The sequence below is a fragment of the Flavobacterium covae genome (assembly GCF_001534645.1).
GTDB lineage: Bacteria > Bacteroidota > Bacteroidia > Flavobacteriales > Flavobacteriaceae > Flavobacterium > Flavobacterium covae.
The window spans coordinates 2,456,813-2,468,413 of sequence record NZ_CP013992.1; the positions used below are offsets into that span (position 1 = coordinate 2,456,813).

8 protein-coding genes are annotated in these 11,601 nt (G+C 29.9%); 6 read left to right on the plus strand and 2 right to left on the minus strand.

The window, feature by feature from the left end:
* Nucleotides 1-4 precede the first annotated feature (4 nt).
* The 6 genes from AWN65_RS10930 to AWN65_RS10955 all read left to right on the plus strand — a co-directional run bounded on the left by AWN65_RS10930 (nucleotide 5) and on the right by AWN65_RS10955 (nucleotide 8,866).
* The gene (locus AWN65_RS10930) at nucleotides 5-1,327 is read left to right on the plus strand and encodes a lysine N(6)-hydroxylase/L-ornithine N(5)-oxygenase family protein (RefSeq protein ID WP_060383187.1); all 1,323 of its coding nucleotides are present in this window, start codon (nucleotides 5-7) and stop codon (nucleotides 1,325-1,327) included.
* Entirely contained in the window at nucleotides 1,327-2,412 is a 1,086-nt protein-coding gene (locus tag AWN65_RS10935) for a heparan-alpha-glucosaminide N-acetyltransferase domain-containing protein (RefSeq protein WP_060383188.1), read from the plus strand. The genes AWN65_RS10930 and AWN65_RS10935 overlap by 1 nt, the downstream gene beginning before the upstream one ends.
* An 11-nt stretch (nucleotides 2,413-2,423) precedes the next feature.
* Nucleotides 2,424-4,841, plus strand: coding sequence for a GNAT family N-acetyltransferase (locus AWN65_RS10940; RefSeq protein ID WP_060383189.1), 2,418 nt, complete (start codon nucleotides 2,424-2,426; stop codon nucleotides 4,839-4,841).
* Between the two features lie 11 nt (nucleotides 4,842-4,852).
* Complete coding sequence (locus AWN65_RS10945) at nucleotides 4,853-5,449, plus strand: GNAT family N-acetyltransferase (protein WP_063743728.1); 597 nt, start codon at nucleotides 4,853-4,855, stop codon at nucleotides 5,447-5,449.
* Nucleotides 5,450-5,660: 211 nt separating this feature from the next.
* Nucleotides 5,661-7,472 carry an IucA/IucC family protein gene (locus AWN65_RS10950; RefSeq protein ID WP_060383190.1) on the plus strand — a complete coding sequence of 604 codons (1,812 nt, stop codon included), beginning with the start codon at nucleotides 5,661-5,663 and terminating at the stop codon, nucleotides 7,470-7,472.
* The gene (locus tag AWN65_RS10955; protein WP_060383191.1) at nucleotides 7,466-8,866 is read left to right on the plus strand and encodes an MATE family efflux transporter; all 1,401 of its coding nucleotides are present in this window, start codon (nucleotides 7,466-7,468) and stop codon (nucleotides 8,864-8,866) included. The genes AWN65_RS10950 and AWN65_RS10955 overlap by 7 nt, the downstream gene beginning before the upstream one ends.
* Before the next feature lie 191 nt (nucleotides 8,867-9,057).
* On the opposite strand, the gene AWN65_RS10960 is transcribed toward AWN65_RS10955, so the two are convergent.
* Nucleotides 9,058-10,413, minus strand: coding sequence for a UDP-N-acetylmuramate--L-alanine ligase (locus AWN65_RS10960; RefSeq protein WP_060383192.1), 1,356 nt, complete (start codon nucleotides 10,411-10,413; stop codon nucleotides 9,058-9,060).
* 333 nt (nucleotides 10,414-10,746) lie between these two features.
* Nucleotides 10,747-11,433, minus strand: a complete 687-nt coding sequence (locus AWN65_RS10965; RefSeq protein WP_060383193.1) for a tetratricopeptide repeat protein — start codon at nucleotides 11,431-11,433, stop codon at nucleotides 10,747-10,749.
* Nucleotides 11,434-11,601: the final 168 nt, after the last annotated feature.

Below are 11,601 nucleotides of genomic sequence, written 5' to 3' on the forward strand. Positions count from 1 at the left end.
CTTTATGGAAAATAAAACATACGACTTCATTGCAATTGGCGTAGGTCCATTTAATCTTGGATTAGCTTGCTTAACAAACCCTATTAAAGAATTAAATGGTTTGTTTTTTGATAAGAATGAAACATTTGACTGGCATCCTGGTATGTTATTACAGGACACTACTTTACAAATTCCTTTTCTAGCTGATTTAGTTACACTAGCTGATCCTACCAGTCCTTTTAGTTTTTTAAACTATATTAAAGAAAAAGGAAAAATTTATTCTTTTTACATTCGTGAAAATTTCTTACTACTACGTAATGAATACAATCAATACTGCCAATGGGCTATAAACAAACTAGCTAATGTTCATTTTGGTAAAGAGGTTACAACAATAGATTACAATGAACAAGAAAAAATTTATTTAGTTACCGTACAGGATACAAAAAGTAAAAAAGTAAATATTTACGCTTGTCGTAAACTTGTTTTAGGTACAGGGACTACTCCTTATATTCCTAAATCATGTAATTCACTTAAAAACAGAGCCATTCACTCTTCAGAATACTTAACTAATAAAGAACAACTTCAATCCAAAAAATCTATAACTGTTTTAGGAAGTGGTCAGAGCGCAGCAGAAGTTTTTAATGACCTTTTACAGGAAATAGACATTCATGGCTATCAACTTAACTGGATTACACGTTCTCCTCGTTTTTTCCCGATGGATTACAGTAAATTAACTCTTGAAATGACCTCTCCTGAGTATGTTGACTATTTTTATAATTTACCAGAAGCCAAACGAGATCATTTAATTCATAATCAAAAAGAATTATACAAAGGAATCAACAAAGATTTAATAGGTAGTATTTTTGATACAATATATTACAAAAAAGTCCTTCATCCTATTGATGTAAATTTAAGAACAAATGCTGCTTGCATTAATTCAAAATATAATGAAATTACTCAAAAATTTGAATTAGAATTACATCACGTCGAACAAGACGAAAACTTCGAACATACTACTGAGGCCTTAGTACTAGCTACTGGATATTCAAGTACTATCCCTTCTTTTATTAATGATATTAACCACAGAATTAACTGGGATAACAAAGGTCGTTATGCAACGAATCGTAACTATACAATTGATATAGAAAGTTCTGAAATTTTTGTTCAAAATGCAGAGCTACACACACATGGTTTTGTAACTCCTGACTTAGGAATGGCTTGTTATAAAAACTCTTATATCATTAAAGAAATGGTAGGTAAAGAAATTTATCCAATTGAAAAACAAATTGCTTTCCAACAATTTGGCATTACCGAAATGGAAAAACAAAAATCAAACCTAAAAGCATAATGGGATTGACAAACAATAGAATTGCTGCAATAGATTTTACTAGAGGTATAAGTGTTTTCTTTTTAATTATTGTGCATACAATGCTCATATACGGAACACTCGAAACTCAAACAGAAACAACGATAGGACAAATTATTATTTGGCTAGGACGTGGAGCTGCTATGTATCTTATTGCTATGGGAATATCATTTACATTTTCCAGAAGACAATCCTTTTATGCTATCACAAAAAGAGCTTTATATATATTATATATAGGCTATTCTTTAAATTTTGTGAAATTTATAATCCCCGAATTTATATTCGGTGGATTACCTTATCGTTTTTTAAATGCTTATCATTTAAAAACACAAACACTTGAAACAACGTTATTTTTCTTAGGTCTTGGAGATATATTACAATTAGCAGGAATAACCTTATTGTTAATAGCCTTTATTAATCAAATAACAAATAATAAATGGATATACTTCTTTTTAGGATTATTGATAATAATAGTATCCAAAGAATTAAGCGGATTAAAAATAAATATTTTAGGTCTTCAATATATATGCGACTTATTTTTTAGTAATCAATACAATGTTTATTTTCCTGTATTCCCTTGGAGTGCTTTTATTCTTATGGGGGTCTTTTTGGGTAAACAATTAAAAGAAATCAATAATGATACTCAAATCTTCTTTAGAAACTTAGCAATCCAGAGTTTGGGACTAATTGTACTAGGTCTTTCACTTGTCCTTACAAATTATAAATACCATTTTGGAGATTATTATCATCTAGGTCCTGGAGGAAGTATTATTTTACTAGGAATTATGATGCTCTCTTTTTGGATATCAAATCAATTAATTATTTTTTTAAATCCTAGCACACAATTTTTTAGTTACATAATCTATTTAAGTAAAAATACAACTAGTATCTATTTTATTCAATGGACTTTAATTAATTGGGGAATGTATGTTTTTGGATTTTGGAGCCTCAATCAATGGAATGTTTTAGCACTAATAATCTTATTTACAGCATTAACGCTTTGTGTCAATATTTTATACAGAAAATTAAAGTCACGAAGAATCATACAATTTGAAAACAATCAATAAGTACTTAAACAATGGAAAAAAATATAACCGATATAGCATCAGAAATTGTCTTTTCTACCTTAATAAAAGGATTAGGAACCATCGATTTTATACCTCTCAATATCCAAACTCATATTCCTATTATCCACGATTGGGTAAATAGAGAATATGCTCAATATTGGGGTATGATAGGTAAAAATAGTGAAGAAATTAAAAACGAATATGAAAAAATCATACAACATTCAGAGGTTTTTCTAGGACAAGTAAATGGCGAAATTTCCTTTCTTCTAGAAAAATACAATCCTAAAAATGACCCTATCTCTGATTACTATAAAGTAAAAGATCATGATTGTGGTATTCACGTAATTGTAGCTCCTACAAATCGTCCTATCCACAAATTTACTTGGAATATTTTCTCCTCTATAATGAAATTCATTTTCTCTGATCTTACTATTGAAAGAGTTGTAGTAGAACCCGATATTCGAAATGAAAAAATGTTTAAAATATGCCATCGAATTGGTTTCAAAGATGACAAAATCGTAGAATTACCTCATAAAACAGCGCGCCTTTCTTTTTGTACAAGAAGACAATTCATTAAGAAAATGGATTCTGAAAATTCTGTCACACTAAATATATCCCAATTATTTAGCCAAATTGAAAATCCTGAAACAGCTACGAATCATATAACAGAAAACTCTTGGGCACTCGCTAATAAATTATTGGTTAAAAAAGCAATTAGTGAATTTTCTCATGAAAGCATTTTTACTCCTACTTTTATTTCTAGAGAAAACGGAGAAGATATTTATCAAATTATCAGCGATAATAGTGAAATTTCATACTCCTTTAAAGCAAAAAAATTAGCTCTTAATCACTGGTTGATTAATGAAAGTTCTATTATTAAAAATCACAATCCCGAAGAAAAAATAGATGCTGTTTTATTTTTCAACGAGTATAAAAACACCATCGGAATTTCAGATGATTTATTCCCTTCTTATATAGAAGAAATAATCAGTACCTTACAAAGCAGCATCTTTAAATTAAATAAAGATAGTTTAAACGCTCACCAATTAGTACATGCTGATTTCCAAACCATTGAGCAATCTATGAACGAAGGGCATCCTGGTTTTGTTGCTAATAATGGAAGAATAGGCTTTAACAGCACTGATTATCAAGCCTATACCCCTGAAACAGGTAATCATTTTCAATTAGTATGGTTAGCAGGTAAAAAAGACCGAACAGTTTATGCTGGCACACAAGAACTAGATTATGAAACTCTAATTCGTCAAGAATTGGGAGACGAAACCATTGAAATATTCAATATCATGATCAAAGAACAAGGAAAAAATCCATCGGATTATTTCTTTATGCCAACACATCCTTGGCAATGGTTTAACAAACTCGCCATTATTTTTTCTCCTGAAATAGCTCAAGGAAATCTAATTTGTTTAGGTTACGGAACCGATTATCATCAAGCGCAACAATCTATCCGAACACTTTTCAACGTAAGTCATCCACAAAAATTATATACAAAAACTTCTTTATCTATTTTAAATATGGGATTCATGAGAGGACTTCCAGTTTATTATTTAGGTAGCGCGCCTGAAATGGCAAAATGGTTAGAAGATTTATTAAAAAATGACCGTTATTTACAACAAGTTCGATTTGGTATGCTTGGTGAAGTAGCATCTATTAGCTACATTAATCCTTATTTTGAGAGCTATGGGAAACATAATCCATACAATAAAATGATTGCCTCACTATGGCGTGAAAGTCCTGTAAAATACCTTCAAAAAGGAGAACAATTAATGACAATGGCTGCATTATTACATATAGATAAAGAAGGAAACTCTTTTTTAACCGAAATAATAAAAGCGTCAAAACTTACTACTGACAAATGGTTAAAATCTTATTTCTCAATTTATCTTACACCACTCCTTCATTGTTTTTATGAATATGATTTAGTGTTTATGCCACATGGAGAAAACTTAATTTTAGGATTAAAAGAACATGTTCCTGTACGTTCATTTATGAAAGACATTACAGAAGAAGCCGTTATTCTAAATCCAGAAATTAAACTTCCTATAAATCTAGAAAGAATGTATGCTGAAGTCCCTGAGGATGTAAAATTACTTTCAATATTTATAGACGTTTTTGATGGGTTCTTCCGCTTTATGTCTGGCATTTTAGTATCTCAAATACAGTACGACGAAAATCGTTTTTGGGAATTAGTAGCCGAAAGTATTCAAGAATACCAACAAACACAACCTCATTTAGAAGCAAAATTTGAAAAATATGATCTATTTACTACTGATTTTGAATTGTCTTGTTTAAACAGATTACAACTGAATAATAATAAGACTATGATAGATCTAGACGATCCTGTTGCCTTATTACAATTTCAAGGTAAAATTTCTAACCCTATTGCTCCGTACAAAAAAGTAATAGCTTAAATCAAGAAAGTATGAACAGTACACAGCAATCCAATCAAAATATAGAAAACCCGATCTGTTTTAGTAAAAAAATAGAGTCTATAGGTTTTTTTGAACTAAGAAAATTTAACCTAACCCAAGACCTACCTATAATTTATCAGTGGGTTCAAAAAGAATATGCTATTTATTGGGGTATGATGGGTTTAAACTACGATGAAGTGAAAACCATTTATCAAAAACTAGTAGAAAACACTCATATATACATTGGTTTATTTCAAGGGAAAGTAGCTTTTTTATTAGAATGTTATGATCCTCAAGAAGATATTATTAAGGAACATTATGAAGTAAAAAAAGGAGATATGGGTATGCATATTTTAGTAGCCCCTCCTGACAAAAAAATAAACGGTTTTACTTGGCACATTTTCAAGTTTATCTTAGACTTTATCTTTAGTGATTCATCAATTAATCGTGTAGTTGTAGAACCTGATGCAAAAAATGAAAAAATACACATTTTGAATGAAAAAGCAGGGTTTGTTTTTCAAAAATTCATTGATTTACCACATAAAAAAGCACGATTAGAATTTTGTACAAGACAACAATACTACAATGCTCTCATAGATAAAAATTAGTATTGAACTTTTCTAAAAATGAGGCTGCCTGAAGAGTTATCTAACCTGTTTCTTAGCTTCGTATAAAGGTTTTCTTTTAGTCAACCTAAAATAAAAATAGAGTCTACTCTATAACAAACGAAGTAAAATTAGACTCTTACTTGAAGTAAGAGTTCCTAAACTAAATTTTTATCTTTAACTATCTAAGGCAGCCTCTTTATAAAATAACATTATGAATACAAAAACATCTACTGCTCCTACTCTTGCAGAAAATATAAAACACCTAAAATTAACCCATTGGGAAAAAGCAAATAGACTTCTTACCCGAAAAGCTATTTCAGAATTTTCGCATGAAACACTTATTCATCCCATTTATGATGAAAACATAAATAAATATCGACTAAACACGATAGATAATCAATACAATTATACATTTTCTGCTCATTTAAAAACACTCAACCATTGGCATATTCCTTATGAAAGCATTGTAAAAGAAGATATTAACGGCAATAATATTCCTTTATGTCTGATTAGTTTTATTCTTGAATTTAAAGACGTACTTGAAATTCCAACTGATTTACTGCCTACTTACTTAGAAGAAATTAATGCAACTCTTTATAGCACTGCTTATAAAATTTCAAATGAAAAAATCAGTGCTAATCAACTTCCTAATGCAGATTATCAAACTATAGAGCATTCTGTTACCGAGGGGCATCCTTGTTTTTTAGCAAATAGTGGTAAAAATGGTTTTAGCAGCATTGATTTTAATTTTTTTTCGCCTGAAGCTAATAACCCTATTCAATTATTATGGGTAGCAGGTCATAAAAGTAATGCTCAATTTTCTTGTATTGATTCTCTCAGTTATGACTTACTAATCAAAACAGAGTTAGATCCCGACACCCAAATTATATTTCAAAAAGTACTAGAAACTGAAAAAATAAATCCTAATGAATACTTCTGGTTCCCTGTACATCCATGGCAATGGGATAATAAACTGACCTTGATTTTTACTCATGATATTGCCCAAAAAAAATTAATCCCTTTAGGGTTTGCTCCTGATAAACACTCCGCTCAACAATCTATACGTACCTTCTATAATCTTTCTAATACAAACAAGCATTTTACAAAAACAGCTCTCTCTGTAATCAATATGGGATTTATGCGGGGTCTTTCTCCATATTATATGGAAAGTACCCCTATTATTACTACTTGGTTAGAAAACCTTGTACAAGCTGATGCTTTCTTACAATCAAAAAGATTTACTGTTTTAGGAGAAGTAGCCACTTTAGGATATCGTAATATTTTATGGGAAAGTCTTGGAAAAACCATTCCTCATAACAAAATGTTAGCAACACTTTGGAGAGAAAGCCCCGCTACAAAACTTCAAAAAGATGAAGATTGTTTTACCATGGCTGCATTACTTCATTTAGACTATGAAGGTCAACCTTTTATCAAACATCTCATTGAAGCATCTGGGATTAATGCTAAACTGTGGATAGATCATTATTTACAAGCTTATTTAATACCTTTAATTCATTGCTTTTATACCCATGAATTAGTATTTATGCCACATGGAGAAAATCTTATTCTAGTAGTAAAAGACCATATCGTTGAACGTGTTTTAATAAAAGACATCACAGAAGAAATTATGCTCTTTAACCACACAACTCCTTTGCCAGAAAAGGCTGAAAGAATACGAATGAATCTACCCGAAAAATTAAAGATATTAAGTATTCAAAATGATATTTTCCAACATTTCTTCCGTTTTCTATCTGCTATTTTAGATCAATATGGTATTTTAAGTGAGTCTGATTTTTGGGAAAGCGTAGGAAGCTCTATTGCCCAATATCAATTACAAAATCCTCAACTCAAAGATTTATTTATACAATACGATTTATTTAGTAAAACGTTTGATTCTTGTTGTCTAAATCGTTTACAGCTTAAAAACAACAAACAAATGCTGAATCTTGCTGATCCTGCTTCTAGTTTACAATTTGTAGGAACATTAGAAAATCCTATTCATCAATATAAACCCGTATGGTAAAAACTATTAAAGCAAAATTAAAATTTCTTCAACATCATGATGTTGTTGATTTTAATTCTATTGGACTTAAAGAAGGAATCTGGTTATTAGCTATCCCTATGATTTTAGAGTTAATCCTTGAATCAGTCTTTTCTTTGGTAGATTTGTACTTCGTAGGGCATTTGCCAGATAGTCATTTAGCCATTCAAATTATAGGTTTTACAGAATCTATCAACACCATAATATATTCAATAGCGGTAGGTTTTAGCGTAGCTGTTACTGCTCTAATTTCTATTTCTATTGGTGAAAAAAAAATAGAAAGAACAGGAAAAATTATCATTCAAGCATTAATCATCTCTTGCTTACTTTCTTTAATAATTAGTATACTAGGTTATTTTTATGCTACTGATATTTTTGCTTCTTTAAATGTTTCTCAAAAGGCTATTGTTTATGGTATAAGTTATCCTAAAATTATCTTCAGCAATAGTATTTTTATTCTATTATTGTTTTTAATTAATGGAATATTTCGAGGTATAGGTAATCCTTTACTCGCTATGAAAAGTCTTTGGATAGCAAATGGTTTTAATCTCATATTATGTCCTTTACTCATAAATGGCTGGGGAATTTTTCCTGCTATGGGGATTGAGGGAGCAGCTTGGGCAACAGTCAGTGGTAGAGCAATAGGCGTTTTTTATCAATTATATTCTATTTTCAAAATCCGAAAATCTATAGGTTTTCAAAAGAACGGTATACAGTTTCATTATCCTATCATAAAATCTATTACTTCTATTGCTATACCTGGTATATTACAATATGTATTAGCCTCTTTAAGTTGGATTTATTTAGCTCAATTAATTGCTAAAAGTGGTGGCGAATATGGATCAGCAGGATTTCAGATAGCTGTTAGAGTTATGATGTTTTTTATACTCCCTATTTGGGGTTTAAGTAATGCTGTTGCCACTCTTACAGGTCAATATTTAGGCGCACAACATAGTATAAGAGTAAAAGTATTAACTAAAATTGTACTTAAATACACTATTATACTTTGCTTAGGGATTACACTAATAAATATTTTTTTTGCAGAGGGTATTAGCTTATTTTTCACTAATGACATACAAACTATAGCACAAGCAAAGGAGTCTATGAAAATTATCAGTTTAGGTTATATCTCCTATGGAATTTCAATGATTTTAAATAATCTATTTAATGGAGCTGGTAATACTAAAATTCCTACATTAGTTAATTTTCTTGGTTTTTGGATTTTCCAGATACCACTTGCTTATTATCTAATTGATATACAAAAAAGTAATTATTTTTATGCTATTGGATTGATTCCTATTACCGAAACAATACTTTGTTTGCTTTATGGTGCCTTATGGAAAAATTTAGCCAATAGCATAACAACACAGGATTGATTTGTAAAAGAAACTTGCGTTATTATTTATTAAAGAGGCCATCTGAAAAGTTAACTAACCTCTCATTTCGATCAGAAGGAGAAATCACACAATACAAATTATGAAATTCCTCCTTTTGTCGGAATGAATAAACTAAATGTTATTTTTTGATTTTTGAAATAATGTCTTAAAAAGATTGATTTTGTGATTTATTACTGAATCAATCCTTTAACCTCATCAAAGTTTAATCCGCCATAGTTTCCTGAACTCATCAAAAGCAAAGCGGAATTATTTAATTCTTGGTTAAACAAATAATTTTTAAAATCCGTTGGATTGGTATAAATAATCAAATCGTCACGTTTAAAGGATTGTGCTATTTGGTTATAAGTAACTTCCTCTAATTTTTTAATTTTCACAGCATCGGGTGAATAAAACACAACCGCTATATCGGCTGCATCTAAAGCACCTTCGTATTGTTTTAAAAATTCAACATTTAGACTACTGTATGTATGTAATTCTAAACAAGCTATCAATTTACGATCAGGGTATTGCTTTTTTACAGCTTTTGTAGTAGCAGATACTTTACTTGGTGAATGAGCAAAATCTTTATAAGCTATTTTATTATCTGATTCTGCTATTTTTTCTAAGCGTTTAGAAGCTCCTTTAAAGGAGGCTATTGCTTCATAAAATTCTGCTTCATCTACTCCCATACATTGACATACCCATTTAGCTCCTGCTAAATTATTTAAATTATGTTCGCCAAAAATTTCTATAGGCATTTCTCCTTCGGGCGTATGTAATAGGGTGATTCCTTTTTCTACAGTATATTCAGGAGTAGAATAAGCAATCTTACGAATAGGATTTTCTGCTTTTTCTGCTATTTGTTTTACCTCTGAATCATTTTCGTTATAAATTAGGATTCCTCCATTTGTAATTTTTTGAATAAAAACATCAAATTGCTCTACATAATTTTCATACGTTGGAAACACATTAATATGATCCCAAGCTATTCCTGAAATCAATGCTATATTAGGATTATATAAATGAAATTTTGGGCGTAAATCAATAGGAGAGGTTAAATATTCATCACCTTCTAAAACAATGAATTCATTTTCTTCTGTTAAATGTACCATCGTATCAAAACCTTCTAACAAAGCTCCTACCATATAATCTACCTTTATATTATGATAATTCATTATATGTAAAATCATAGAGGTAATGGTAGTTTTTCCATGACTTCCTCCTATAACTACTCGGGTTTTGTTTTTGGATTGTTCGTATAAAAACTCTGGGTAGGAATAAATTTTTAATCCTAATTCTTGTGCTCTTAATAATTCTGGATTATCCGCTTTGGCGTGCATCCCTAAAATGATAGCTTGTATATCTGTTGTAATTTTTTCAGGAAACCAACCTAGATCAAATGGTAATAATCCTTTAGCTTCTAATCGTGATTTAGAGGGTTCAAAAATAGCATCATCGCTACCTGTTACTTGGTATCCTTTATTATGCAATGCTAATGCTAAATTGTGCATAGCTGCACCGCCTATGGCTATAAAGTGTGTTCTCATTTGCAAGTCTAGAAATTTAAAGGTTTAGAAGTATAGGTATTTAATAGCTTACCCAATAAATCGTAACCTGATTTTATTTTGTTCAAATATAAGCTATCCGTTTTTTATGGGAAATAGCCTTGGTTAAATTATCTTTGAAAAATCTAGTCTTTCCTTTTTTATAAAAAGGTCATCTAAATATTTTCTCTTATATAAAATAAATATAACAACTTAAAATAAGCTCTAAATTATTCATTATCAATTTCTTTATATTAGTCCTTTTAAACCTTGTTTTTTTATAGTTATTTAAAAACGTGTTAATTCATTTATAAAAATATGAAGACAAAAGAATAATTACTTTTTGAAATCATTTTTTAATTGTTCTGCTTTTTCTTTGTCTTTTATTTTATTTGTATATAAATCATATAGCTTTTCAAAGGTTATTTTAGAGTGACCTATTTGATAGGCTTTTTTAAACCAAAACTCTGCAGTTTTATAAGCATCAAATTGAACTGCTATATACCCTTGTGCTAAATAACCATCTATAGGTGAAAAGGTTATCAATTCTTTAGCATATTGATCTGCTTTTTCTTGTCCTCCTCCAAGAAATTTGGGCAACTCACAATATAGCATAATCAATGCCCAGCGAGCTCCTATGTGTTTGGGATCTAAAGCTAAGGTTTTTAGAAACGTTTCTTCTATACTTCCTATCATTGTTAATGCTTTCAATTTATTAGAATTTTTCGCTTTCATGGCTAAAGCACTTCCGTATTTAAACCAACTATCGGCTTTTTGAGGTTCTAATCGTACTAATTCTTGTCCATAATGTACCATATAATTCCAATCTTTTTGGTAAAAGGCTATTTCTCCTAATTTTGAGACTATTTCTATATTTTTAGGATTTGTTTTGAGTATTGTTTCTAAAATGGGTTTAGCCTGAAGGTATTTCTTTTGTTTATATAATTCTAATGCTTGTTCTAACGGTTGTTGAGCATTCAATAAATAACAAAAAAACAGTATTAGTATTTGAAATATTTTCATTTATTTAAATTTTATAGGTCATTAATTTCTCTTGAAATTACTTTTATTAGTTGATCGTATTAGTGTCTAACTTCTAATAGTAGTTTCATACATCAAAAATATAATAATATTGTAAATAAAAAAGCTGAACTCAATTGAGTCCAGCTTTTACACTACATGTCATTATAT